Here is a 23,094-nt window from a genome sequence, read left to right as displayed (position 1 = left end):
CAAGATAAATTCAGAATAGCGCAGTTTATCTTGACGTCAAGATATCTACTGCTATCGATGTTGCATGAGCGAAGAGAAGCAAGATCACGTCGACAGGATCCTGGCGCAATGGCGGCGCGAGCGGCCGGACCTCGACGTCGAACCGATGGGCATTCTCGGGCGCCTGAAGCGCCTCGGCACCCATCTCGGCCGCGAAGTCGAGGCCGTGCTCATGCAGCACGGGCTTTCCACCTCTGCTTTCGACGTGCTGGCCACACTTCGCCGCTCCGGCGCACCTCATCGGCTTTCGCCGGGCGAGCTCCTGGAAATGACAATGGTCAGCTCCGGCACAATGACGAACCGGATCGACCAGTTGGAGAAGGCGGGCCTGGTCGAGCGCATCGTCAATCCGCAGGATCGGCGCAGCGTGCTGATCGCGCTGACCGAAAAGGGGCTTGCGACCGTCGAAGAGGCGGTCGGCGCCCATGTCGCCAATCAGCAGCGGCTAACGCGCAACCTGACGGCCGGGGACAGGGCCGAGTTTGACCGGCTGCTGAAGAAATTCCTCGCGGATTTCGAATAGTCAAATGGCGGCGAGCGCCTTTCGGACACGCTCCAGATGCGCCTTGCGCCTGGCTTCCGTGGCCCGGTCCATGTCATGCAGGCTCAGCATGCGGAAGACGAGCTTTTTCGAACAGAAGCTGGCGATACCGCGCTTCAGCAGGCGGCGGACGGGATTGCCCATATAGAAATGCACCAGCCACCAGGGCGAGCCCGTCGTCGTCAGCGCATAGAGCAGCCTGATATTGGTGAGCTCCGGCACGATCCGGCCGCCGGCGGCATCATGCGTGAAGGCCACACCTGGCGCGAAGACGCGGTCGAAGAAGCCTTTCAGGATGGCTGGGAAATTGAACCACCACTGCGGAAAGACGAGGACGAGACCATCGGCCGCCTTCAGCCGGGCAACCATATCGGCCACCTCAGAGGTGCCGTAGGGCATATCGAAGTAAGCACGGCGCTCGGCTTCGGAGAGGCGTGGATCGAAATTCTGATCGTAGAGATCGACGAGGTCGACGGCATGGCCGGAGGCTTCCAGGGCTTCGCGAGCCGTGCGCGTCACCGAGGCGGCGAAACTTTCCGGCAGCGGATGGGCAAGCACCAGCAGGATCCGCATCGTTAGAACAGGCTTCCCTGCTTCGTCGGCTCCGCCGGTTTTGTGCTGCGCTTCTTGGCGCCGCCAGGCGGGGTGCCGCCTTCCGTGGTCATAGCACCGATACGGCCGTCGGCAAATTCGATGGCGATGCCCATGCCGGCGGAGAGTGCGGCCGCTTGCGAGACCGGCCTGTTGTCCTCATCGCGAATGACGGCGTAGCCGCGCCTCAGCACGTTCTTGTAGGAGAGCGACTGCAGCACGCGGTCCTGCGCCGAGAGCTCGGCGCGGGCGCGCGTCAGCTGGTGACGGATCGCCGTATCGGCATGACGGGTAAGATTGCCGAGACGCTCGCGGGAGCGGTCGGTTTGCGCTTTCAACCGTGCCGGCAGCGAAGCCAGGATCGCCTCGGCGCGCTCGACGCGCGATGCCGAGCGGTCGATCAGCCGCTCGACCATGCGCTCGGCGCGCACCATCCGCTCGTTCAACATCTGGCGGCGCTCGGAAATGCGGCCGGAAAGAAGGTCCGGGCGCAGATGCGCGATGACGCGCTCGAAGCCGCGGCGCTTGTTGATGGTGTTGAGCTCCAGCCCGCGGCCGAGGCCGGCCGCCGCCTCGTCGAAGCGGCGGCGCGGTAAGGCGAGAAGCTGATCGAGCGAGGGAAATGCCCGCATCAGGCTACGGACGGACTGGCGGCGCTGATCCATCTGCCGGTTCATGCAGCCCTGCAGGCGGGCGGCAAGCGCCGCAGCCTGCGCCTCGAGCTCCGCTTTGACGGGCACGGCCATTTCCGCCGCCCCGGTCGGCGTCGGAGCGCGGACATCGGCGGCATAGTCGATCAGCGTCCAGTCGGTCTCGTGGCCGACGGCCGAGATCAGTGGTATGCGGCTTTCGGCAGCAGCGCGCACGACGATCTCGTCGTTGAAACTCCAGAGATCTTCCAGGCTGCCGCCGCCGCGTGCGACGATCAGCACATCCGGGCGGGAGATGGCGCTGGCGGGCTCCAGCGCATTGAAGCCGCGGATGGCGTTCGCCACCTCCTCGCCGGATCCCTCCCCCTGGACCTTCACCGGCCAGACGAGAACATGCACGGGAAAACGGTCGGAGATGCGGTGAAGGATATCGCGGATGACGGCGCCGGTCGGCGAGGTGACGACGCCGATCACATGCGGCATGAAGGGCAGCCGCTTCTTGCGAGCGGCATCGAACAAGCCCTCGGCGCCGAGCCTGCGTTTGCGTTCCTCGATCAGCGCCATCAGCGCGCCGGCGCCCGCCGGCTCCAGCGTCTCGATGACGATCTGATATTTCGAGGAGCCGGGAAAAGTGGTGACCTTGCCGGTGGCGATCACCTCCATGCCTTCCTCGGGGCGGAACTTCAGCCGCGAGAAAGTGCCCTTCCAGATAACGGCGTCGATACGGGCGCGATCGTCCTTCAGTGCGAAATAAGCGTGGCCGGAGGAGTGCGGACCGCGATAACCGGATATTTCACCGCGCACGCGAACCTGGTCGAAAGCGGTTTCGATGGTGCGCTTGATCGAGCCGGAAAGCTCCGAAACCGAATATTCGGCAAGGTTGGTCGGCGAATCGCTGTCGAAGAGGTTGCTCATCCCTCCTTTCTATTTCCATTGGCGGGAAACGGGAAGGTCGCGACCACCGGAGAGACCCGTTTTCCCGACTGCTGAACCGTTTGCCTGGCAGAGTCGCCGCCGTTCCATCAAGCTTCATGCTCCAGGCATTGCGTGCATGCGATCGTTGCAGCAGCAAGAATGACAAGAAAAACGGGAAAATTCGTTTCGCCGGGGAACGCATAGATAAAAAGCGCGTTTTACCCGAAAGGGATTGCTAACCACCGCAATACAAAGGATTTTCAGCCGAGAGAGCCGGTAAATCTTTGTTAGTTGGCGCTTCCTATGCTTCCCCTCGTTCTCTCTGGGAAGGTGCTGAAATGATTATTCTCACAGCAGCAGCATTGGGCATCAGCGCCGGGTTAATGCGCTCGGCCGCCGGCATCGCGTTGGTGGCCGCACTGATCGGAATGAGCTTTACCCTGGCGGCGATAACCTCGCCCGGACCGGTGTCACTTCTGGCACTTGTTTATGCCATTCTCGGCTACAATGGCGGTCTTATCCTCTTCGTGCTCGGGCTTTATGCCAGCGACCGTCTGCGGGCCGTCCGCACGTCTCACTGACGTCAGCGCAACATCAAGGCTGTCGGCGTCAATTCGCCGTCGGCCGGTAGCGGAAGAACTGGACGCCCGTATCCGGCACCTTTGCAAGTGGCTCCAGATAGGGCGGAATATTGTCCTTGCCGAGTTCGGCATAGAGCCCATCCGGCTTCAGTTTGGCGAGTTCGCGCGTCTGCAGGTCCTTCGGGCAGAAGGCAAGCGCCGCCACACCGGCTCCCTTCAGAAAGGCTTCCGCCTCCTGTGGCTTTGCCAGGCCGATATGCATTTCGGTCAGCATGCCGCCCTGATCGCGGTGATAGGGGGCGGAGAGAACCCGATTTTGCGTGAAGCGGAGGATCGGCACGCCCATTTCCGACGGCGCGGAGACCAGGCCGGACGGGAGTTCGGTGAGCGGTGCCAGCGCCTCTTTCGATGTGCAGGAAAGCGTTTTTTCCGGCTCCGCCGCCTTCTTCTGCGCATCGTTCTCCATCTGCCGCGAGATAAGCCCGCCGCCGACGGCCCAGACCGCCGGAACGCTCGCGAGAACACTCATCACATAGACGAAGGCAACGGCGACATTCTCGCTGTCGCTGTTGGAGATGCGCCTGATATCGACGATCAGCAGGGCGAGCGGCAGGATCGAAAGCAGGTTCGAGAAAGAAGCGCCGCGCACCTGAACCAGCGCGATCGCCCAGCTCGTGGCGAGCAGGAAGAGCAGGACCAGATGGATCTGCACGCGGTCGCGCTGAATGATGCGAAAGATGCAGACGGCAATCCCGAAGAGGCCTGCCGCATAGAAGGCGCCGACCGAGGTGGGATCGGTGCGCGCCAGCGCCAGGAGCGACTGGGCTTCCGAAATATGCCGCAGCCAGAGTTCGACCAGCATCGGATCGAGACTGCCCAACGGATCGCTCAGGCATTGCGGTGCGATGACGATCGCCGCACCGAAAACGCCGGCGCCGACAAAGGCGAGCGCGGCAAAGCGCAAGGGTCGACGCAAGCCGCTCGCAAAAACGGCCGAAAACAACAGGAGGCCGCTGCCGATCGCCGCCAGACTGTAATAGCCGAGCGAGAGATTGTCGCAGGTGACCATCGAATAGAGCCGGGGCGGCACCGTTGCGAAGAAAAGAATGTTGATCGCAATCGTCAGTGACAACCCGAAGGCCCGGGCGGCGACGGCGAAATTCTCGCCTTCCCATGCCCAGAGCAGGGCGACCGTGAGGCAGACGCCGGCGACGAAAGGGGTGGTCTCGGCGCCGATGGCGATGGCGACAGCGGCCGCGACGCCGGCGACCGCGTAGCTCCAACCGCGACGCTCGGGATCGACGAGCATCGCCACCATCGTCGCGACCAGCGCCAGCTGCGCATTGTGATGATCGATGGCGCCTGGAGCGAAGCGGTTTCCGGTGTAGATTGCCGGAGCGGTGAGACCGAGGGCGATGTGCATGCCCGCGACGCCGCCGATCCGCCGGCCGGCAACGCCCATGGCGAGCATGGCAGGAAAGATAAGCGATACGGGCCAGACGGCGAGCGCCAGCGCCTCGGCGGTTTCACGCTGCGCAAACAGGTCGAAAAACCGGATCAGCGAAGCGATCGGCAGGTCGATAAGCCTCGACCAGTGCATCAGCGTACCGCCGGCAAGGCCGAGACGATATTGCATCAGATCGAACCAGCCCTGGCCGGCAAGAAAATCGCGAACCTCGACGAGACGCATGCCGTCGTCATTGTCGGGACCGACATAATCGGTGGCGCTGGAGAATTTGGTAACAAGGATAACGGCGGCGAGGATAACACTATAGGCAATGACGGCCGGCCAGAGACGCGTCAGCAGCGCCCCGACCCGGCGCCTGCGGGCGGCGGTCACGGCGGATGCATCAGCGATCGGCTGCACGGCGTTCATCGTGGTTAGCGCTTCGTTTCCAGATCGCCGAACCTTAGCGGGCGCCGATCAAGAAAGTGTAAAGCCGTCTGCGGACGCAGCCGATTTTGCCTGCGTCATAGCGTCTTATTAACGCTGCGTGATTTAGGTTGGTCACGGCTTTTCAGTGTAACGAGTAGAGTCATGGCCCGAACGCGTACCGATCACCCGGACATTGCCGTCCTACTTCCCTGCTACAACGAAGCTGCGACGATCGGCTCTGTAGTGCGGGGCTTCCGGGCGACGCTGCCGGAAGCTGCGATCTACGTCTACGACAATAATTCCACCGACGGCACCGCGCTGCAGGCGATGCTGGCCGGAGCGCATGTCGTGCGCGAGCGGCGGCAAGGCAAGGGACATGTTGTGCGCCGCATGTTCGCCGACATCGAGGCCGACATCTACATCATCGCCGACGGCGACGGAACCTATGCACCCGACGATGCCGAGGAACTGATGCGGACGCTTCTCACCGAGCAGGCCGACATGGTTGTGGGAACCCGGCGGGGCGTGCATGACGATGCCGGCCGTCAGGGCCATGCGCTTGGCAACCGGCTTTTCAACCTGCTCTACCGGACGATCTTCGGCCCCGACTTCACCGATATTTTTTCTGGTTACCGCGCTTTCTCGCGCCGCTTCGTCAAGAGCTTCCCGGCGGTTTCGGGCGGCTTCGAGATCGAAACCGAAATGTCCGTGCACGCCTCCCGGCTGAAACTGCCGGTCAGCGAGCTGGAACTGGATTATGGCCGCCGGCCGGAAGGTTCGCACTCCAAGCTTTCGACGTTCCGCGACGGCGGAAAAATCCTCTGGATGTTCGCGATGCTGATGAAGGAAACGCGGCCCTTCGCCTTCTTCAGCGCGATCAGCGCCGCCTTCATGCTGACGAGCCTCGGCTTCATGACGCCGGTGCTGGCGGAATACTTCGACACGGGTCTCGTCAGCCGCATGCCTACCTGGGTGCTGTCGATGGCGCTGATGATGATCTCCTTCATGCTTTTTACCGCCGGCGTCATCCTGGATTCCGTGGCCCGGGCCCGGGCCGAGCAGCTTCGCATCCATTATATGAACCTGGAGACCCCAAGTGCGGCCAAACTGCCTGATCGCGAGCCAGCGACGGCGTTGCGCCGGGGCCGTGGCAAGGCGGATGCCGCGTGAAGAAGCTCATCCGTTTTGCGATTGCCGGCGGCATCGGCTTTCTCGTCGACGCCGGTGTGCTGTCGGCGCTACTCGATCTGACGCCGCTCGGCCCCTTCGTGGCGCGGCTCATCGCGATCGCCTTCGCAATGGCGTCAACCTGGGTCTTCAACCGGAACTTCACATTCGATCGCTCGGGCCGCTCGCTCGCCGTGGAAGGCTTCCGCTACGGCTCGGTCGGAGTCACGGCGGCGCTCGTCAATTACGGGCTTTATTCGGCACTCCTGCTTTCGCTGCCGGGGCTTCAGCCGCTTGCGGCGATGGTGGTCGCCAGTATCGCCGCAATGGTCTTCAGCTTCTTCGGCTATTCGCGCTTCGTCTTCCGCGCGTGATTATCAGACCGCCTCCCAGCCATCCTTCTCGCTGGCGCGATAGATCGCATCGATGACCTTCTGGTTCAGCTTCGAATTTTCCAGCGTAACGACCTCTTCCTTGCCGTTCTCTACGGCCCGAGCGAAAGCCTCGACCTCGCGCCTGTACTGGCGGCTGTCCTGGAAGCGGAAGATGCGCGATTCATTGTGGCTGCGATCAGCCAGTTCGATCTCTTCAGGCCCCCAACGATTGGCGTTGAACGGCGACTTGACCTCGATGTAACCGTTGGTACCGTGAAAAACCATGATCTGGCGGTTGGCCATCTGCGTCGAGACATAGAAGCTCAGCTCGAAATCATCGAAGTCGGCCTTGACGCTCGAATAGATATCGGTGCCGAAATCCGGATCGCGCTCGGTATTCGCCTGGATCCGAAGCGGCTCCTTGCCGGTGGAAAAGCGCGTGCTCATGACGGGGTAGACGCCGATATCGGGAAGGCCGCCACCGCCGAGCTCGGGAATGTTGCGCATGTTGGAGGCATCGCGATTGAAATAGGTGAAGGCGCCCTGCACATGCCGGAGCGAGCCGATCGCGCCCTCATCGATCAGCGAGCGCACCTTCTGCCAGACCGGCGAATAGGTGATCATATAGGCTTCCGTGACCACCACCTTATTGCGGTCGCGCGCGGCGATCACCGCGTCGATATCGCCGGCCTTCAGGGCCAGCGGCTTTTCGCAGACCACATGCTTGCCGGCATCGGCTGCTTTGATCGACCATTCGATGTGCTGCGAGGTCGGCAGCGGGATATAGACGGCGTCGATGACGTCGGAAGCCAGCATTTCCTCATAGGAGCCGAAGGCATGCGGCACGGAGAAGCGGTCGGCCATCTCCCTTGCCCGCGTCAGATCGCGGCTGGCAATCGCCGTGACGACGCAATTTTCGGCGTCCTGGATGGCGGGAACGACATTGTCCCGGCCGATCTTCGCCGTTGAAATGATACCGAAACGCAGCATGTGCGAGCCTCCCAAAACCAATGTCGGCGAACCATATTCAGGCCTCCGCCGCGACGCAATGGCGAGGCATGAAATTGCGGAAGCCGGGTTTGCCCGGCGCCGGAAAAGCTCTAGCTTAGCCGGAGGCATTCTGCCGTTTCCGATTCAATAGACCCTTAGATATTTCACCCATTCTTGGAGAGCCTTATGGAAATGCGCCGGCTTGGAAAGACAGGTCTTTCGGTCGCGCCGATCGTGATCGGCGGCAATGTCTTCGGCTGGACGGCCGACGAGAAAACATCCTTCGCCATTCTCGACACCTTTTTCGATGCCGGGCTCAACACGATCGATACGGCGGACGTCTATTCCGCATGGGTTCCCGGCAACAAGGGCGGCGATTCCGAGGAGATCATCGGACGCTGGCTGAAACAGGCGCGGATCGCACGCGACAAGGCCGTCATCGTCACCAAGGTGGGCTCGGATATGGGCCAGGGAAAGACGCTCAAGGAGAGCTACATTCTTGCGGCAGTCGAGGCGTCGCTGCGCCGGCTGCAGACCGACTATATCGATCTCTATCTCTCCCATTGGCCGGATGCCGACACGCCGCACGAGGAAACACTCGGCGCCTTTGCGAAGCTGAAACAGCAGGGCAAGATCCGCGCCATCGGCTGCTCGAACTATGATGCGGATCTGCTGCAGGCGTCCTTCGACGCAGCTGAGAAAGCCGGCCTGCCGCGATACGAGGTGCTGCAGCCGGAGTATAATCTTTACCAACGCGCCAGCTTCGAAGGGCCGCTTGCCGATCTCTGCGTCCGTCAGAATATCGGCGTCATCACCTATTTTGGCCTCGCCGCTGGCTTTCTCACCGGGAAATATCGCAGCAAGGCCGACACGCAGGGACGGGCGCGCGAAGGCCGTGTTTCGCAATATCTCGACGAAAGGGGCCTGCGCATTCTCGCCGCGCTCGACAAGGTGTCTGCCGAGACCGGCGCCAAGCCGGCGGAAATCTCGCTTGCCTGGCTGTTGCGCAAGAAGGGCGTGACGGCGCCGATCGCCAGCGCGACCAGCCTGTCACAGCTCGAAAGCCTGGTGAAGTCTGCGACACTTTCCCTTTCCAACGACGCAATGGCGCTGCTCGACGAAGCCGGCACTGAAAGAACAGAGTCATGACCGCAACGATACGTGATGCCCGCCCCGAGGACGAAGCCCGCTGGCGCGAACTCTGGGCCGCCTATCTCGCCTTTTACGACGTGACTGTCGATGCCGATATCACCGACCAGACATGGCGCCGGGTCTTCGATCCGGCCTCGGCGATAGCGATGCGCGTCGCCGAGATCGATGGCAGGATCATGGGCTTTGCTCTTTTCCTGACGCATGAGGGCACCTGGATCCGCGGCAAGGACTGCTATCTCGAAGACCTCTTCGTCGATCCCGCTGCGCGCGGCAAGGGCATCGGCCGGGCGCTGCTGGACGATCTCGTCGCGCTCTGCAAGGCGAATGGCTTGTCACGGCTCTATTGGCATACGAGCGAGCAGAACACGACGGCCCGCGCGCTCTACGACAGCTATGTCGAAAGCGACGGCCACATCCGCTATCGCATCAGTTTCTGAGCGGGGGGAATCCTTCGTACAAAGCAGCGTGATCACCCTCCCAGTTCGCCATGCCCGGCTTGGTGAGGATGCCGCGCGGGCTGACATAGCTCTGGATCACCCGCTTCGGCCGTTCGTGCCATTGGATATTGAAGGCCCAGAGCTTCGGAAAGAAGCAGAGCGAGGCGTAGGGCAAATTGTCGTGGATCCACCAGGCGAGCCGCTGCCAGTCGCTTTCATCGCGATAGCGGTCGATCACCCACGGCACGGCAATGCAGACGGCGGCGCCCATGCACCCGTCGAAGTCCCTCATATCCCAGATGTGATGCGCAGCGGTGGCGGCATTGGTGGAACAGTTCAGATTGTTCGCGTTGCCGAAGCGGTTGACCTCAGGCGAGCGGTAGCCGGAGCGGATGTGAAGACGCCCGAACGTCGCTTCCAGCGGCTCCAGCAGTTCCTCGCAAAGCCGCGTGCCGGCTTCGATCGCCAGATCAGGATTCTCGGGGATATTGGGAATACGGTAGAAATCGGCGATCTCGGAATGCAGGAAATCGCGGAAGAAGAAGTTTTGCGATAGCCGCACGCGGCCGAGATCCTCCAGACCTTTCATCGAACCCGGCTTTCGCATGATCTTTCTTCCTCCCCATCGGCGGCAGGATGATTGCCCGGCGCGGTTTTCCAGTCCACCCGAAATCGATCGGGAACAAATTGCGCGATCTTCGCTTCTTAGAGTGTCGCCGCATTCGCGGCCTTTCCCAAAACAAGGATCGAGAAAATGGCCAAGGAAAAGACGTTGGAAGATCTCTTCTACGACACGCTCAAGGACATCTATTTTGCCGAGCGACAGATATTACGCGCCCTGCCGAAGATGGCGCGCGCCGCCCAGTCCTCCGAACTGAAGGCGGGCTTCCAGAAGCATCTCGAGGAAACCGAAGCCCAAGTCGAGCGCCTGCAGCAGGTTTTTGAAAAGATCGGCAAGCGCGCCCAGGGCAAGACCTGCGAGGCGATCCAGGGCATTATCGCCGAGGGCGAAGAGATCATGGAAGAATTCAAGGGCACGCCGGCGCTGGATGCCGGTCTGATTTCGGCCGCGCAGTCCGTCGAACACTATGAAATCGCCCGTTACGGTACGCTGAAAACCTGGGCTGCAACGCTCGGCCTCAAGGATGTCGTCAGCCTGCTCGATCAGACGCTGCAGGAAGAGACGGCCACCGACAAGAAACTCTCGCAGCTCGCCACCACCGCGGCGAACCAGAAGGCGAAGGCCGCCTGACCTATATGGGAAGGGTGGCCGTCATTTCTACCGGCCGCCCTTGCCCGTCTCCGCATATTTGAAGAAGTCTATGAAGGCGCGCAGCGCCGGCCGCATCTGCCGCCGGCTTGGATAATAGACGAATGGGCCGGGATAGGGCGCGCACCAATCCTCCAGCACCCGCACCAATCTGCCGGCTGCGAGTTCGGCATGCACCCGCATGTCGAAGAGATAGGCGAGGCCGGCACCGTTCAGAGCCGCAAGCAGGGCCAGCCGGTCTTCGCTGACAACAAGCGGTCCATCGACGGCAACGATCAGTTCCTGCCCGTCCTTTTCGAATTCCCAGCGATAGATCGAGCCGTTGGTGAAGCGCCGTTTGATGCAGCGGTGATGGACAAGATCGCGCGGGTGCTCCGGCTTCGGGTAGCGCTCGAAATAGTCCGGCGAGGCCGCGATGACGGTCGTCAGCTTGGGCGAGATCCTGACGGCGATCATATCGGCCTCGAGGCTCTCCTCCAGCCGGATGCCGGCGTCGAAACCTTCCCTGACAATATCGGTGAAACCGTCCTCATTGGCGATCTCCAGAGTGATGTCGGGATAGAGATTGAGAAAATCGCCGAGGCGCGGGGCGAGCAAAATATCGGAGGCGAAGCGCGGCGCGGTGATGCGCAGATTTCCCGCGGGCTTGCCGCGCGTATCTCTGACGGCCTCCAAGGCAACATCGATCTCCTCCAGCGCCGGTCGCAGCCTTTCGAGGAGCAGGCGGCCCTCCTCCGTCGGCGCGACGCTGCGGGTGGTGCGCGCCAGAAGTCTGACGCCCAGACTTTCCTCAAGGCTCGAGATCGCATGGCTGATGGCCGACGGCGCGACGAGGAGTTCCCTGGCCGCTGCACGAAAGCTGCGATGCTCGGAAACGGCGGCGAGAACGGCGAGTTGCGAGAGCTGAGTTCTGTTCATTGATCGAAATGATAGAACAGGCCGTTAGAAACTGCATGCATTTTCTGATCGATCCCCCGCCGATATCATCAGCCCGTACCGCAACGATATCCTTCACAATCAGCTCAGAACAAGGAGCGCATTATGAAAACCCGGAAACTCGGAAACGATCTCACCGTCTCAGCCGTCGGCCTTGGCTGCATGGGTATGAGCTTTGCCTATGGCACCAGCGATGAAGCGGAATCGATCCGGACGCTCAACCGCGCCGTTGATCTCGGCGTTACCTTCTTCGACACTGCCGAAGTCTACGGTCCTTTCACCAACGAGATCCTCCTCGGAAAAGCGCTGAAGCCCTTTCGCGACCGCGTGGTGATCGCCACCAAATTCGGCTTCAAGATCGATACCAGTAAAGCGGGCGCTGCCGCCATCGCCGGCGTCGACAGCCGCCCCGAACATGTCAGGGCGGTTGCCGAGGCTTCGCTGAAACGTCTCGGCATCGAGACTATCGACCTGCTCTACCAGCACCGGGTCGATCCCAACGTGCCGATCGAGGAGACGGTCGGCGTCATGGCCGAGCTGGTGAGGGAAGGCAAAGTCCGAGCGCTCGGACTTTCGGAAGCCGGCAGCGCCACCATCCGCCGGGCGCATGCGGTCCATCCGATCGCAGCGCTTCAGAGCGAATATTCGCTCTGGACGCGCGATCCCGAAGAGGATGTGCTTGCCACCTGCCGCGAACTCGGCATCGGCTTCGTGCCTTACAGCCCGCTCGGCCGCGGCTTCCTGACAGGAGCGATTCGCAAGGCCGACGACCTTGCCGCCGACGATTTCCGCCGGCAGGTGCCGCGTTTCCAGGCTGAAAATTTTGACGCCAATGCGGCGCTTGTCGCAACGCTCGAAAAGCTTGCGGCTGCAAAAGGCGTGACGGCGGCGCAGCTGGCACTGGCCTGGGTGCTGCACCAGGGCGACGACATCGTGCCGATCCCCGGCGCACGCAAGTTACACCACCTTGAACAGAACGTTGCCGCCGCCGATATCGTGCTCAGCGTGGAGGAACTCGATCAGCTCGGTGAATCGATCCCCGCGGCGCAGGTGGCCGGCAAGCGCTATTCGGATGCCTCGCTTGCCATGACGAACATTTGAGGCAGACAAGCCCGGCAGTTGCGACCGGCCGGGCTTGCCTTCGCGGTCGGCGAAACTATCTAACGCCATCTCGGAGAACGGGATGGAAACATGTCGGACAGGCAGGCAGTCGAACAGACGGTTCATCTCTATGTCGAAGGCATGGCCTTCGCCAATGCGGCGGCCTTGAAGAAGGCCTTCCACCCGAAAAGCTCGATCATCGGCTATTACCAGAATGCCGTCGAATGGCTGACGCGGGACGAATTCATCGCCGCGATCCTGGCCGAGGAGCCAGCCCCTCCCGGCACGCAGCCTTTTATGGACATCCAGAACGTCGATGTCGAGGGTGACGCAGCAAGCGTGAAGGTCACCGACGATTTCGCCGGAATGCGCTTCACCGACTATCTTTCGCTGCTGAAGATCGAAGGCCGATGGGTGATCGTCAGCAAACTCTATCATCTGCACACATGAAAAGACCGGCCGCTTGCGCGACCGGTCCATCCTATCTTCGGCAGATGAAGCTCAGCTTCTGAGGACGCCGCCGGTGAATTTCGTGACGCTGGCGACGATCTTCTGCGTCAGCGCCTCGAAATCCTCGTCCGTCAGCGTCCGATCGACCGGCTGGATCTGAACCTCGATCGCCACCGACTTCTTGCCCTCGCCGACCGATGCGCCCTCGAAAATGTCGAAGACGTTGATGCCGGTGATGAGCTTACGGTCGGCGCCGGTCGCAGCCTTGACGATCGCGCCTGATTCCACCGTCTTGTCGACGACGAAGGCGAAGTCGCGCTTGACCGCCTGGAAGGGCGACAGATCGAGCGCAGGCTTGGTGCGGGTCGCCTTCTTCTTCGGCTCCGCCATGGCATCGAGATAGACTTCGAAGCCGCAGAGAGCGCCGGAGACATCAAGGGCTTCCAGCGTCAACGGATGGAATTCGCCGAAATAGCCGAGCACGATCTTCGGCCCCATCTTGATCGTGCCGGAGCGGCCGGGATGAAACCATTCGGGGCCGCCCTGCTCGATCTGGATGTTGCCCATCGGCAGGCCGCAGGCTTCGATGACGGCGAGCGCATCGGCCTTGGCGTCGAAGACGTCGACCGGCTTGCCGCCGCCCCTGGCGACGTTCGACCACATGCGGCCAGCGCCGGCAAGCGAGGCCGTGCCGCGGCGGATGCCGCCGGCGACACGGCGCTGGCCTTCCGGCCGGTCGTTTTCATAGGTGCCGGAGACCTCGAAGATGGCGACGTCGGAATAACCCTTATCGGCATTGCGCTGAGCCGCGGTCAGCAGACCCGGCAGCAAAGACGGACGCATGTCCGACATTTCGGCGGCGATCGGGTTGGCAAGTTTGAGGGCTGGCGAACCGCCGCCGAAGAGCTTTGCCTGATCTTCTGGAATGAAGGACCAGGTGACCGCCTCGAGCATGCCGCGCGCGGCCAGCGCCCGCTTGGCCGCACGGGTACGGATCTGCAGAGTCGTCAGAATCCTGCCATTGACAGCGGCATGGCTTTCGAGCGGCGCCGGCTTGATATTGTCGACGCCATGGATGCGCATGACCTCCTCGACGAGATCGGCCTTGCCGTCGACATCGGGGCGCCACGAGGGAACAGCAACGGAGACGTGCTCGCCGGAACCGGAGACACTGAAGCCGAGACGCGTCAGGATCGTGTTGCTTTCCTCATTCGAGACGTCGAGGCCGGTCAGGCGCTTGACCTCCGAATAGGGGAAATCGACGACCTTCGGATCGTACCCGTGATAGCCGACAACCTCGGCCCTGGCGGCGGTACCGCCGCAGAGTTCCAGCACCAGTTCCGTCGTGCGTTCGAGACCGGGAACCATGTATTCCGGATCGACGCCGCGTTCGAAGCGATAGCGGGCATCGGTGATGATGCCGAGGCTGCGGCCCGACTTGGCGATGTTCATCGGGTCCCACAGAGCGGATTCGATCAGCACGTCGACGGTGTCGTCGTCGCAGCCGGAATGTTCGCCGCCCATGATGCCGCCGATCGATTCGATGCCCTCCTCATCTGATATGACGACGTTGTTCGGGCCGAGCTTGTATTCACGCTGGTCGAGCGCCAGCACGGTCTCTCCCTCCCTGGCGCGGCGGACGGTGAGATTGCCCTTGATCTTGGCGGCGTCGAAAACGTGGATCGGCCGCCCCTGATCGAAGGTCATGTAATTGGTGACATCAACCAGCGCATTGATCGGGCGCAGGCCGATGGCGGTGAGCCGCTGCTGCAGCCAGCGCGGGCTCGGACCGTTCCTGACGCCGCGCACGAGACGCAGGGCAAAGCCGGGGCAGAGCCTGGGATCGTCGAGATCGAGCGTCAGCTTCACCGGCGTTTCGCCTTCGATGCTGAAGGCAGGCGCAGACCGCGTCTTCAGCACGCCGAGACCGGAGGCGGCGAGATCACGGGCGATGCCGTGGATCGAGGTGCAGTCCGGCCGGTTCGGCGTCAGGTTGATCTCGATGACAGGATCGTCGAGATGGGCGTAGGCGGCATAACTTTGGCCGACCGGCGCATCTTCCGGCAGATCAATGATGCCGTCATGATTGTCGGAGATCTGCAGTTCCTTTTCGGAGCACATCATGCCGCGGCTTTCGACGCCGCGGATATTGCCGACGGCCAGCGTCACCTCGATGCCGGGAACATAGGTTCCAGGTGCGGCAAAGGCGCCGACGAGGCCGGCGCGTGCATTCGGGGCACCGCAGACAACCTGCACCGGCGCGCCGGATCCGGTATCGACCATCAGCACCTTCAGGCGATCGGCCTGGGGGTGTTTTTCCGCCGAGAGGACCTTGGCAATGACGAAGGGCTTGAACGCCGCCTTGTCGTCGACATCCTCGACTTCCAACCCGATCTCGGTGAGGCGGGCGCAGATTTCATCGAGCGTGGCATCCGTTTCGAGATGCTCTTTCAGCCAGGAGAGCGTGAATTTCATCGTCCCAAATCTCCGTTCAAGCGCTCAGACCGCCGAACAGCGTCGGCATGTCGAGCGGGCGGAAGCCGTAATGCGTCATCCAGCGGACGTCGGCATTGAAGAAGTCGCGCAGGTCGGGCATGCCGTATTTCAGCATGGCGATGCGGTCGAGGCCCATGCCCCAGGCAAAACCCTGATATTCGTCCGGATCGAGCCCGCCGTAGCGCAGCACGTTCGGATGGACCATGCCGCAGCCGAGAATCTCCATCCAGTCGGTGCCTTCGCCGAACTTGACGATCGGGCCGGAGCGGTCGCATTGGATGTCGACCTCGAAAGAGGGCTCGGTGAAGGGGAAGAAGGACGGGCGGAAACGCATCGTCACGCTGTCTACCTCGAAGAAAGTCTTGCAGAATTCTTCCAGCACCCAGCGGATGTTGGCGACATTGGCCTTCTTGTCGATGACAAGCCCCTCGACCTGATGGAACATCGGCGAATGCGTGGCGTCCGAATCCTGGCGGTAGGTCTTGCCGGGAATAATGATGCGGATCGGCGGCTGCTGCGCTTCCATGGTGCGCACCTGCACCGGCGAGGTATGGGTGCGCAGCACCTTGCGCTCACCATTCTCATCCGGATTGAAGAAGAAGGTGTCGTGCATCTCGCGGGCCGGATGGCCTTCGGGAAAATTCAGCGCGGTGAAATTGTAGTAGTCGGTCTCGATATCGGGACCTTCGGCGATCGAGAAACCCATGTCGGCGAAGATCGCGGTGATCTCGTCGACGATCTGGCTGATCGGATGGATGCGGCCGCGCTCGGCGGGCGAGGAGCGCACCGGCAGGCTGACATCGACCGTCTCGGCCTTAAGCCGCGCATTGACAGCCGCAACTTTCAGCACCGACCTACGCTCGGCAACGGCGTCCGTCACCGCATTCTTCAGGGCGTTGATCGCAGCGCCCCGGGTCTGGCGTTCCTCCGGCGTCATGGAGCCGAGCGTCTTCAGGAGTTCGGAGACGGAGCCCTTCTTGCCAAGCGCAGACACGCGCACGGCTTCCAGGGCTGCCTCGTCATTGGCGGCGGCGATTTCCGCGAGCAGCGATGAGTTGAGCTGGTCGATATCTGACATTGTCACTTCTTTCCGTCCAGTATCAGGCGGGGATCGGGAGGCAGGCGGCGCCGAACGGGCGCAAGGAATATAAAGAAAGAAAAACCCGCGCCAGCCCAAACCAGCGCGGGTTTCCCAAAATTCAAAAAAGCGTCAAGCTTGGGAAGCGCTGGTTACCGAACCGCGCCTTCAAACTCGTTCGCCGTGCCGGTTTCCTTGAGATACTCAAGGGCCTTCTTGGCGGCAGCAACCAGGGCGCCGAATGCTTCCGGCTCGTGGATCGCCATGTCGGAGAGAACCTTACGGTCGACTTCGATGCCGGCCTTGTTCAGGCCGTCGATGAAGCGGCCATAGGTCAGGCCGAATTCACGGACGGCAGCGTTGATGCGCTGAATCCAGAGGGCGCGGAAGTTGCGCTTGTTGACCTTGCGGTCGCGGTAGGCGTACTGCTTGGCGCGATCGACGGCAGCCTTGGCGGTACGGATGGTGTTCTTGCGGCGGCCGTAAAAGCCCTTCGCGGCCTTCAGAACCTTCTTATGCTTGGCGTGGGCTGCGACGCCTCTCTTTACACGTGCCATTTCATGATCTCCTTAATCTAACGCGTTACCGGAATAGTCTCAGAGACCGTTCGGCAGATAGTTCTTCACGACCTTGCGGCCATCGGGTTCTGCGAGAACCATCGTGCCGCGTGCATCGCGAATGAACTTGTTCGTGCGCTTGATCATGCCATGGCGCTTGCCAGCGGCAGCCGCCTTGACCTTGCCGGATGCGGTGATCTTGAACCGCTTCTTGGCAGCGGACTTCGTCTTCATCTTGGGCATTTTGCTACTCCTTCTGTCCTCCCTGCGCGCTTCATCAAAAAGCCCTCCTCGCGAAGTCCGGTTCTCCGGCCGTCGCAACAAGGTGCGGGAGCATTTGTTGTTGATCTGCGGCATCGGCGACGAACCGTTCCGCAAGCATTCGAAACTGCCACGGCATGCCCTGCCGGTCAGTTCGGACGCGCGCTTATAACCGCAGCGTCATTAAAGTGCAACGGGTCCGTGGAGGAATCTTCGCGCGCCGAAGATAGCGTGGCCGAACGCATAAAAGCCGCCCTTGCGGACGGCCTCGAGCAAAAAGTGTCTGGCGCTTACTTCGGCGCCAGCACCATCATCATCTGACGGCCTTCGAGCTTGGGCTCGGCTTCCACCTTGGCGATCTCGGTTGTATCGGCCTTGACCTGCTGCAGAAGCTTCATGCCGAGTTCCTGGTGGGCCATTTCACGGCCGCGGAATTTCAGCGTCACCTTGACCTTGTCGCCTTCGTCGAAGAAACGGCCCATCGCCTTCATCTTCACCTCATAATCATGGGTGTCGATGTTCGGGCGCATCTTGATTTCTTTGACTTCGACGATTTTCTGCTTCTTGCGCGCCTCGGCAGCCTTTTTCTGGTTGGCATATTTCAGCTTGCCCAGATCGAGGATCTTACACACCGGGGGTTCGGCATTGGGGGAAATTTCGACAAGATCGAGGCCGGCTTCTTCCGCCATTCTCAAGGCCTGGTCGGTAGGCACGACGCCCATATTCTGTCCGTCAGCCGCGATCAGCTGAACTTTGGGAATGCGGATTTCACGATTCGAGCGCGGTCCGTCCTTCACGGGCGCATCGGTCTTAAAAGGTCTGCGAATGGTCGTATTCTCCTCGCGTTGTTTCGGAACGTTGCAGCCGCGCGCTCCCGATCATCAGGGGGGCGCAAACCTATCTCGTTATCGCTGCAACGGAGTCAATATCACCCTATAGCGGAAAAATCACCTGCTGTCAGCCTGCCAAGAATCTGTTTTATAGGTCAAAACAACAGGAGTTTCGCCGATGCCCGACCCGATGGCCAATGCCCAGCCCCAGTTCGTGACGGTCGGTGAAGGCGAGGCGGCGCGTGAAATCGCCATGCTCGTCCGCCCCGCCCAAGCCGGCAATACCGCCCCGTCTCTCGTTTGGCTATCCGGCTATCGTTCGGACATGAGCGGTACCAAGGCCCTGGAGCTCGACGGGCTGGCGGGCGAACTGGGTGCGGCCTGCATCCGCCTCGACTACTCAGGCCACGGGCTTTCCGGGGGCAGCTTCCGCGACGGCACGATCTCGCGCTGGCTGGAGGAAGCGCTTGCCATTATCCGCCATGTTGCGCCCGAGCGCATCATTCTCGTCGGCTCCTCGATGGGAGGCTGGATCGCGCTCCGGCTGGCGCAGGAACTCGCCCGACAGGGTGGTCCGAAGCTCGCCGGCATGGTGCTGATCGCGCCGGCGCCCGATTTCACCTCCGAACTGATCGAGCCGAGCCTTACGGCCAAGGAGCGCAAATCGCTGGCGGAGCGCGGCTATTTCGAAGAGCGCTCGCAATACAGTCCGGAACCGAACATCTATACGCGGGCACTGATCGAGGACGGGCGTAAAAACCGGGTGCTCGACGGCATGATCGAGACGGGCTGCCCGGTCCATATCCTGCAGGGCATGAAAGATCCCGACGTGCCGCATGCGCACGCGATGAAGCTTCTGGAACACCTTCCCGCCGACGACGTGGTGCTGACCTTCATTCGCGACGGCGACCACCGGCTTTCCCGCCCCGGCGACATCGCCCTTCTCCTGAGCGCCGTCAAAGGCATCATGAGCGCATCCGCAAACGGGCAATAATCTCCCGAAGCGGGCTTCGAATCCTGTTGCATTTTAACCATGTCGGCGAGTCGCAAGGCTCTCCCAAGAAGTAACGATTGACTCTTCTCGGCCCTCTCCATTAACAATTTGTTAATAATTAAGGGGCGATCGAGGAAAGAGCGGGCGTGCGATTCAAAGGTATCTTTGTGGCCATGATGGCCGTGTTTGCGATGGCGCCTGCCGCCATCCCAGCTCCAAGCAGAAATGCTTCCATGCTAACAGGCAACGCCACTTCGCAACCGATCGGCCATTACGATTTCTGTCAGATCCACAGCAGTGAATGCGGCGCAAACCGCAACGCGGGGCCGGTCGAGATGACGCCGGCGAAGTGGTCGCTGGTCCGTTCGGTCAACGCCACGGTCAACAGCACGATCAAGCCGATGACCGACAAGGAAATCTACGGCAAGGACGAGGTCTGGGCCTATCCGACCACCGCCGGCGACTGCGAGGATTTCGCGCTCTTGAAGCGCCGCATGCTGATTCAGCGCGGCTTTTCGGCCGCCGACCTGCTGATGACCGTCGTGCGCAAGCCCGACGGTGAAGGCCATGCCGTGCTGACGCTGCGCACCGCCGGGGGCGATTTCGTTCTCGACAATCTCGCTGCCGACGTGAAGCCCTGGTTTGCGACGGCCTATACTTTCGTCAAGCGCCAGTCGAGCTACAATGCCGGCCGCTGGGTCACCATCGAGAACGGCCGCGACCTGCTGGTCGGCGCTCTTCGCTAAGCATTTCGAGGGGGACGTGGGGAAAGGCCGGCGAAAGCCGGCCCTTTGTTTTTGGGGAGATTGGAGAGGCGTCGCCAATGCCTTTCGCGGTCTCAAGGTATTCGTCGCTGGCGCTCCTCGCCCCTCATCTTGCCTGACGAGCAGTGAGGAGTGAGGATGATAGAAGCGAATCTACTGAGCGTGAGCGAGGGGCAAGAATGCCGGCACGCCCTCTCTCCAGCCTCATCGTGAGGTGCGTAGCCCATAGGGCGAAGCCCCGAAGGACGGGGCTGGCCACCGGTCCCGGAGATGCTGATGAGCGGCGTTCAGCCACCCGCCCTCGTCCTTCGAGGCTCCGGCCTGCGCACCTCAAGATGAGGGCTGATCGTGGTGCGTGCCGCCTGAGATGGGGTGTTAATATGCCGCACCGTTTCCCGGCCCTTCGCTTGGGCTCAGGGCGTTCGTCGCTGCAATCGATTCACTGGATCGATTGCTCGGCTTCGCCGACCGCTCCTCACCCATTCCCAATCAAAATACCGGCGGCGAGCACGAGGCCGCCGCCGAGCACGACCTGGAAGGCGGCACGCAGGAAGGGGGTTTCCATATAGCGGTTCTGAATGAAGGCGATCGCCCAGAGTTCGAAGAAGACGATGATGGCGGCGGTGATCGTCGCCGTCCAGAAATGCGGTATCAGATAGGGCAGCGCATGGCCGAGGCCGCCGAGCGCCGTCATAATGCCGCAGGCAAGGCCACGTTTGACCGGCGAGCCCCTGCCGGAGATCTTGCCGTCGTCATGGGCGGCTTCGGTGAAGCCCATCGAAATGCCGGCGCCGACCGAAGCCGAAAGACCGACGAGGAAGGTCTGCCATGTATCCTGGGTGGCGAATGCGGCGGCAAAGATCGGCGCCAGCGTCGAGACCGATCCGTCCATCAAGCCGGCCAGACCCGGTTGCACATAAGTCAGCACGAATTGCCTGTGCGCCGTCTCGTCCTCGTCATGCCTGACATCCTCGGGCGTGTGCGTGTCGCCCAGCATGCGGGCAATATCCTCATGTCCCTGTTCGGCGAGCGCGAGGTCGCCGAGCAGTTCACGCGTCGAGGCGTCGGTGGTGCGCTTTGCCGCCTCGACATAGAAACGATAGGCCTGCTCCTCCATCGCCTCGGTCTCCTGCCGCATCGCATCGAGTGAGAGGTTGGCTCTCAACCAGTCCGGCTTGCGCTCGTAAAAGCCCTGCACATGCTCGCGCCGGATCAGCGGGATGCGCTCGCCGAAACGCTGGCGATGGATTTCGAACAGCGATTTGCGGTGCGTGTCCTCAACCTCGGCCATATCTTCAAAGATCTTGGCCGAAGCCGGAAATTCAGGGCGCAGCCTGTCGGCATAGGCGAGATAGATGCGGGCGTCATCTTCCTCGGAGGCAATCGCAAGGGCGAGAATCTCCTGCTCGGAGAGCGAGTCAAAGGATCGTTTCGGCGACCTGAAAAAACGCGCCAACATAAACTTCTCCAACAATTTAGAATAATTCTAAACCTAAGCAAGGAAGCGATGGTGGTCAAGTGGCCCGGGCGGACCGGCTGACAGATTGCCGCAATCCGCACGAGCGGCTTTGGTTGGCGGCCGTAAAGACCTATATGGAGGCTGCCGCATCATGCGGCGCCGGGGGTTTTTGATGAACAATGACATTCAGGGCCGCCCTGCCCATGTGGCGGCGATCCGCGAAAAGGCGGAGGCCGAGATGCGGGCGATGGGGGTCGACGAAGCCTTTATCGGCAGGCTGGTCGAGACTTTCTACGGGCGTGTGCTGGAGCATCCCGATCTCGGCGCGGTATTCGATGCGCGGCTTTCCGGCCGCTGGCCGGAGCATATGGAGAAAATGAAGAGCTTCTGGTCGGCCGTCACCTTCCGCAGCGGCGCCTATGGCGGCAAGCCGGTGCAGGCGCATACGGGCGTTCAGAACCTGACGCCCGATCTTTTTCCGAAGTGGCTGTCGCTGTTTGCCGCAACGCTTGACGATGTCGCCCCCTCGCCGGAAGCCAAGGTCTGGTTCATGGCGACCGCCGAGCGGATCGCCAAAAGCCTGACGCTGTCGCTGTTCTACAATCCCGCTCTCGACGATCCCGCCAAAAAGGTAGGCTGATCACGGTCTTGCGGAAAAGGTCGCGCCGGCACTTGCGGCGACTACCAAGGCAGTTCCGGCCGTCTGCAGCAGCGTCATCGGCTGCGCCAGAATGACGAAACCTGCGAGTGCCGCAATGGCCGGCTCGAGGCTCATGAGAATGCCGAAGGAGGCTGTCGGCATGCGCCGTAGGGCAATCAGTTCCAGCGTGTAGGGCAGCAGCGGCACAAGAATGGCAAGGCCCGCCATTTCAACAAGGCCGTAAGCATCGAGCTTCGACACAGCGCCGGCGAAGCCGAAGGGTGTCGCGACGAAAGCGGCGACCATCAGCGATATGGACAGCCCTTCCAGCCCCTTGAAGCTCGCGCCGATCTTTTTTGTCAGGACGATATAGATCGCCCATCCGGTTCCCGCGCCGAGCGCAAAAACAATGCCCCCGGTATCGCCGACCCAGCCTTCGCCGTCATGGGCGAGGGCCAGAACGCCAAGTGCTGCAATGAGAGGCCAGAGGAGACGCCGGCTGAGGCCATAGCCGATCGTCGCAACGGACAGTGGACCGAGAAAATCGATCGCCACGGCCAGACCGAGCGGAATGCGCTCGATCGCCGCGAAGAAGCTCATGGTCATCAGCGCCGTCGTCGCGCCGAGAACCAGTGCGCTTGTCCATTGCGCCCTGTTGTAGCTGACGATGCGCGGCCGTACGACAACGGCGAGAATGATGGCCGCAAAAGCCAGGCGCAGCCAGCTGGCACCGGCCGGCCCATAGGTTGAGATGGCTGAGGACGAGAGTGCGGCACCGAACTGGATCGACGACATGGACAGGAGGCACATCAGCCCACCGGTCGCTACCCCGCCAAATGCTGCTGACGCCTCTACGGTCAGCGTGCCCGCGCCGGCATTTGCTCTTTCTTCCATGCTCGCCCCCGATTGTGCGCTCTTCTTACGAAGACGACTTGCGAGCGACAA

Annotated in this window: 25 protein-coding genes; 12 read left to right on the top strand and 13 right to left on the bottom strand. The window is 61.7% G+C overall.

The window, feature by feature from the left end; translation table 11 throughout:
- Window positions 1-64: 64 nt before the first annotated feature.
- On the top strand, window positions 65-562 hold the full coding sequence (locus RHE_RS01410) for a MarR family winged helix-turn-helix transcriptional regulator (RefSeq protein WP_011423663.1): 498 nt from the start codon (window positions 65-67) through the stop codon (window positions 560-562).
- Here RHE_RS01410 and RHE_RS01405 read toward each other — a convergent pair whose 3' ends face one another.
- The gene (locus RHE_RS01405) at window positions 563-1,153 is read right to left on the bottom strand and encodes an NAD(P)H-dependent oxidoreductase (protein WP_011423662.1); all 591 of its coding nucleotides are present in this window, start codon (window positions 1,151-1,153) and stop codon (window positions 563-565) included.
- Between the two features lie 2 nt (window positions 1,154-1,155).
- Window positions 1,156-2,736, bottom strand: coding sequence for an exodeoxyribonuclease VII large subunit (gene xseA, locus RHE_RS01400; protein ID WP_011423661.1), 1,581 nt, complete (start codon window positions 2,734-2,736; stop codon window positions 1,156-1,158).
- Between the two features lie 338 nt (window positions 2,737-3,074).
- On the opposite strand from xseA, the gene RHE_RS01395 reads away from it, so the two are divergent.
- The gene (locus RHE_RS01395; protein WP_020920162.1) at window positions 3,075-3,317 is read left to right on the top strand and encodes a hypothetical protein; all 243 of its coding nucleotides are present in this window, start codon (window positions 3,075-3,077) and stop codon (window positions 3,315-3,317) included.
- A 28-nt stretch (window positions 3,318-3,345) separates the two neighbouring features.
- Here RHE_RS01395 and RHE_RS01390 read toward each other — a convergent pair whose 3' ends face one another.
- Window positions 3,346-5,193, bottom strand: a complete 1,848-nt coding sequence (locus RHE_RS01390; RefSeq protein WP_011423660.1) for a hypothetical protein — start codon at window positions 5,191-5,193, stop codon at window positions 3,346-3,348.
- A gap of 162 nt (window positions 5,194-5,355) precedes the next feature.
- Between RHE_RS01390 and RHE_RS01385 the strand changes: the two genes are divergently transcribed.
- Together RHE_RS01385 and RHE_RS01380 are read left to right on the top strand one after the other, a co-directional pair.
- Entirely contained in the window at window positions 5,356-6,363 is a 1,008-nt protein-coding gene (locus tag RHE_RS01385) for a glycosyltransferase (protein ID WP_011423659.1), read from the top strand.
- The gene (locus RHE_RS01380; RefSeq protein WP_011423658.1) at window positions 6,360-6,734 is read left to right on the top strand and encodes a GtrA family protein; all 375 of its coding nucleotides are present in this window, start codon (window positions 6,360-6,362) and stop codon (window positions 6,732-6,734) included. The genes RHE_RS01385 and RHE_RS01380 overlap by 4 nt, the downstream gene beginning before the upstream one ends.
- A 3-nt stretch (window positions 6,735-6,737) precedes the next feature.
- Here the strand turns inward: RHE_RS01380 and RHE_RS01375 are convergent, their stop codons facing one another.
- The gene (locus RHE_RS01375) at window positions 6,738-7,724 is read right to left on the bottom strand and encodes a Gfo/Idh/MocA family protein (RefSeq protein WP_011423657.1); all 987 of its coding nucleotides are present in this window, start codon (window positions 7,722-7,724) and stop codon (window positions 6,738-6,740) included.
- 186 nt (window positions 7,725-7,910) lie between these two features.
- Between RHE_RS01375 and RHE_RS01370 the strand changes: the two genes are divergently transcribed.
- Together RHE_RS01370 and RHE_RS01365 are read left to right on the top strand one after the other, a co-directional pair.
- A complete protein-coding gene (locus RHE_RS01370; RefSeq protein WP_011423656.1) occupies window positions 7,911-8,873 on the top strand; it encodes an aldo/keto reductase in 963 nt (320 codons plus the stop codon).
- Window positions 8,870-9,313, top strand: a complete 444-nt coding sequence (locus RHE_RS01365; RefSeq protein ID WP_011423655.1) for a GNAT family N-acetyltransferase — start codon at window positions 8,870-8,872, stop codon at window positions 9,311-9,313. The genes RHE_RS01370 and RHE_RS01365 overlap by 4 nt, the downstream gene beginning before the upstream one ends.
- Here RHE_RS01365 and RHE_RS01360 read toward each other — a convergent pair.
- Window positions 9,303-9,920, bottom strand: a complete 618-nt coding sequence (locus RHE_RS01360; protein ID WP_011423654.1) for a hypothetical protein — start codon at window positions 9,918-9,920, stop codon at window positions 9,303-9,305. The two genes, RHE_RS01365 and RHE_RS01360, sit on opposite strands and share 11 nt — an antisense overlap.
- 147 nt (window positions 9,921-10,067) lie before the next feature.
- Between RHE_RS01360 and RHE_RS01355 the strand changes: the two genes are divergently transcribed.
- Window positions 10,068-10,565: a YciE/YciF ferroxidase family protein gene (locus RHE_RS01355; protein WP_011423653.1), complete on the top strand. Its 498-nt coding sequence runs from the start codon at window positions 10,068-10,070 to the stop codon at window positions 10,563-10,565.
- Window positions 10,566-10,592: 27 nt separating this feature from the next.
- On the opposite strand, the gene RHE_RS01350 is transcribed toward RHE_RS01355, so the two are convergent.
- Entirely contained in the window at window positions 10,593-11,501 is a 909-nt protein-coding gene (locus RHE_RS01350; protein ID WP_011423652.1) for a LysR family transcriptional regulator, read from the bottom strand.
- Window positions 11,502-11,624: 123 nt separating this feature from the next.
- Here RHE_RS01350 and RHE_RS01345 point away from each other — a divergent pair, with 123 nt between their 5' ends.
- Both RHE_RS01345 and RHE_RS01340 read left to right on the top strand, forming a co-directional pair.
- Window positions 11,625-12,620, top strand: coding sequence for an aldo/keto reductase (locus RHE_RS01345; protein ID WP_011423651.1), 996 nt, complete (start codon window positions 11,625-11,627; stop codon window positions 12,618-12,620).
- 90 nt (window positions 12,621-12,710) lie between these two features.
- Entirely contained in the window at window positions 12,711-13,070 is a 360-nt protein-coding gene (locus tag RHE_RS01340) for a nuclear transport factor 2 family protein (RefSeq protein ID WP_011423650.1), read from the top strand.
- A 51-nt stretch (window positions 13,071-13,121) separates the two neighbouring features.
- Here the strand turns inward: RHE_RS01340 and pheT are convergent, their stop codons facing one another.
- From pheT to infC, 5 genes are all read right to left on the bottom strand, one after another.
- Window positions 13,122-15,545 carry a phenylalanine--tRNA ligase subunit beta gene (gene pheT / locus RHE_RS01335; RefSeq protein ID WP_011423649.1) on the bottom strand — a complete coding sequence of 808 codons (2,424 nt, stop codon included), beginning with the start codon at window positions 15,543-15,545 and terminating at the stop codon, window positions 13,122-13,124.
- A 16-nt stretch (window positions 15,546-15,561) separates the two neighbouring features.
- Window positions 15,562-16,644 (bottom strand): phenylalanine--tRNA ligase subunit alpha, encoded by a 1,083-nt coding sequence (gene pheS, locus RHE_RS01330; protein ID WP_011423648.1) that lies wholly within the window; start codon window positions 16,642-16,644, stop codon window positions 15,562-15,564.
- A gap of 152 nt (window positions 16,645-16,796) precedes the next feature.
- A complete protein-coding gene (rplT, locus tag RHE_RS01325; RefSeq protein ID WP_011423647.1) occupies window positions 16,797-17,201 on the bottom strand; it encodes a 50S ribosomal protein L20 in 405 nt (134 codons plus the stop codon).
- A gap of 39 nt (window positions 17,202-17,240) precedes the next feature.
- Complete coding sequence (rpmI, locus tag RHE_RS01320) at window positions 17,241-17,444, bottom strand: 50S ribosomal protein L35 (RefSeq protein WP_011423646.1); 204 nt, start codon at window positions 17,442-17,444, stop codon at window positions 17,241-17,243.
- 308 nt (window positions 17,445-17,752) lie between these two features.
- Window positions 17,753-18,289, bottom strand: a complete 537-nt coding sequence (gene infC, locus RHE_RS01315) for a translation initiation factor IF-3 (RefSeq protein ID WP_073990355.1) — start codon at window positions 18,287-18,289, stop codon at window positions 17,753-17,755.
- A gap of 181 nt (window positions 18,290-18,470) precedes the next feature.
- On the opposite strand from infC, the gene RHE_RS01310 reads away from it, so the two are divergent.
- Window positions 18,471-19,286, top strand: a complete 816-nt coding sequence (locus RHE_RS01310) for an alpha/beta hydrolase (RefSeq protein ID WP_011423644.1) — start codon at window positions 18,471-18,473, stop codon at window positions 19,284-19,286.
- A gap of 146 nt (window positions 19,287-19,432) precedes the next feature.
- Window positions 19,433-20,032 carry a transglutaminase-like cysteine peptidase gene (locus RHE_RS01305; RefSeq protein ID WP_042117744.1) on the top strand — a complete coding sequence of 200 codons (600 nt, stop codon included), beginning with the start codon at window positions 19,433-19,435 and terminating at the stop codon, window positions 20,030-20,032.
- 493 nt (window positions 20,033-20,525) lie between these two features.
- Here the strand turns inward: RHE_RS01305 and mbfA are convergent, their stop codons facing one another.
- Window positions 20,526-21,509 (bottom strand): iron exporter MbfA, encoded by a 984-nt coding sequence (mbfA, locus tag RHE_RS01300; RefSeq protein WP_011423642.1) that lies wholly within the window; start codon window positions 21,507-21,509, stop codon window positions 20,526-20,528.
- A gap of 172 nt (window positions 21,510-21,681) precedes the next feature.
- Here mbfA and RHE_RS01295 point away from each other — a divergent pair, with 172 nt between their 5' ends.
- Window positions 21,682-22,149, top strand: a complete 468-nt coding sequence (locus tag RHE_RS01295) for a group III truncated hemoglobin (RefSeq protein ID WP_011423641.1) — start codon at window positions 21,682-21,684, stop codon at window positions 22,147-22,149.
- Here RHE_RS01295 and RHE_RS01290 read toward each other — a convergent pair whose 3' ends face one another.
- Window positions 22,150-23,043 (bottom strand): EamA family transporter, encoded by an 894-nt coding sequence (locus tag RHE_RS01290; RefSeq protein WP_011423640.1) that lies wholly within the window; start codon window positions 23,041-23,043, stop codon window positions 22,150-22,152. It lies immediately after the preceding gene.
- Window positions 23,044-23,094: the final 51 nt, after the last annotated feature.

The sequence above is a fragment of the Rhizobium etli CFN 42 genome, assembly GCF_000092045.1.
Taxonomy (GTDB): Bacteria; Pseudomonadota; Alphaproteobacteria; order Rhizobiales; family Rhizobiaceae; genus Rhizobium; species Rhizobium etli.
Note: the sequence above shows the minus strand (reverse complement) of the source record. Positions and strands in the feature narration are given on the sequence as shown.

Excerpts from the sequence above, each read along its gene's own strand:
- RHE_RS01310 (WP_011423644.1), top strand. The coding sequence starts at position 18,471 with ATGCCCGACCCGATGGCCAATGCCCAGCCCCAGTTCGTGACGGTCGGT.
- RHE_RS01365 (WP_011423655.1), top strand. The coding sequence starts at position 8,870 with ATGACCGCAACGATACGTGATGCCCGCCCCGAGGACGAAGCCCGCTGG.
- mbfA (WP_011423642.1), bottom strand. The coding sequence starts at position 21,509 with ATGTTGGCGCGTTTTTTCAGGTCGCCGAAACGATCCTTTGACTCGCTC.
- RHE_RS01370 (WP_011423656.1), top strand. The coding sequence starts at position 7,911 with ATGGAAATGCGCCGGCTTGGAAAGACAGGTCTTTCGGTCGCGCCGATC.
- xseA (WP_011423661.1), bottom strand. The coding sequence starts at position 2,736 with ATGAGCAACCTCTTCGACAGCGATTCGCCGACCAACCTTGCCGAATAT.
- RHE_RS01340 (WP_011423650.1), top strand. The coding sequence starts at position 12,711 with ATGTCGGACAGGCAGGCAGTCGAACAGACGGTTCATCTCTATGTCGAA.
- RHE_RS01345 (WP_011423651.1), top strand. The coding sequence starts at position 11,625 with ATGAAAACCCGGAAACTCGGAAACGATCTCACCGTCTCAGCCGTCGGC.
- RHE_RS01295 (WP_011423641.1), top strand. The coding sequence starts at position 21,682 with ATGAACAATGACATTCAGGGCCGCCCTGCCCATGTGGCGGCGATCCGC.
- RHE_RS01385 (WP_011423659.1), top strand. The coding sequence starts at position 5,356 with ATGGCCCGAACGCGTACCGATCACCCGGACATTGCCGTCCTACTTCCC.
- RHE_RS01350 (WP_011423652.1), bottom strand. The coding sequence starts at position 11,501 with ATGAACAGAACTCAGCTCTCGCAACTCGCCGTTCTCGCCGCCGTTTCC.
- RHE_RS01395 (WP_020920162.1), top strand. The coding sequence starts at position 3,075 with ATGATTATTCTCACAGCAGCAGCATTGGGCATCAGCGCCGGGTTAATG.
- rplT (WP_011423647.1), bottom strand. The coding sequence starts at position 17,201 with ATGGCACGTGTAAAGAGAGGCGTCGCAGCCCACGCCAAGCATAAGAAG.
- pheS (WP_011423648.1), bottom strand. The coding sequence starts at position 16,644 with ATGTCAGATATCGACCAGCTCAACTCATCGCTGCTCGCGGAAATCGCC.
- RHE_RS01290 (WP_011423640.1), bottom strand. The coding sequence starts at position 23,043 with ATGGAAGAAAGAGCAAATGCCGGCGCGGGCACGCTGACCGTAGAGGCG.
- RHE_RS01375 (WP_011423657.1), bottom strand. The coding sequence starts at position 7,724 with ATGCTGCGTTTCGGTATCATTTCAACGGCGAAGATCGGCCGGGACAAT.
- pheT (WP_011423649.1), bottom strand. The coding sequence starts at position 15,545 with ATGAAATTCACGCTCTCCTGGCTGAAAGAGCATCTCGAAACGGATGCC.
- RHE_RS01360 (WP_011423654.1), bottom strand. The coding sequence starts at position 9,920 with ATGCGAAAGCCGGGTTCGATGAAAGGTCTGGAGGATCTCGGCCGCGTG.
- RHE_RS01410 (WP_011423663.1), top strand. The coding sequence starts at position 65 with ATGAGCGAAGAGAAGCAAGATCACGTCGACAGGATCCTGGCGCAATGG.
- rpmI (WP_011423646.1), bottom strand. The coding sequence starts at position 17,444 with ATGCCCAAGATGAAGACGAAGTCCGCTGCCAAGAAGCGGTTCAAGATC.
- RHE_RS01390 (WP_011423660.1), bottom strand. The coding sequence starts at position 5,193 with ATGAACGCCGTGCAGCCGATCGCTGATGCATCCGCCGTGACCGCCGCC.
- RHE_RS01405 (WP_011423662.1), bottom strand. The coding sequence starts at position 1,153 with ATGCGGATCCTGCTGGTGCTTGCCCATCCGCTGCCGGAAAGTTTCGCC.
- RHE_RS01355 (WP_011423653.1), top strand. The coding sequence starts at position 10,068 with ATGGCCAAGGAAAAGACGTTGGAAGATCTCTTCTACGACACGCTCAAG.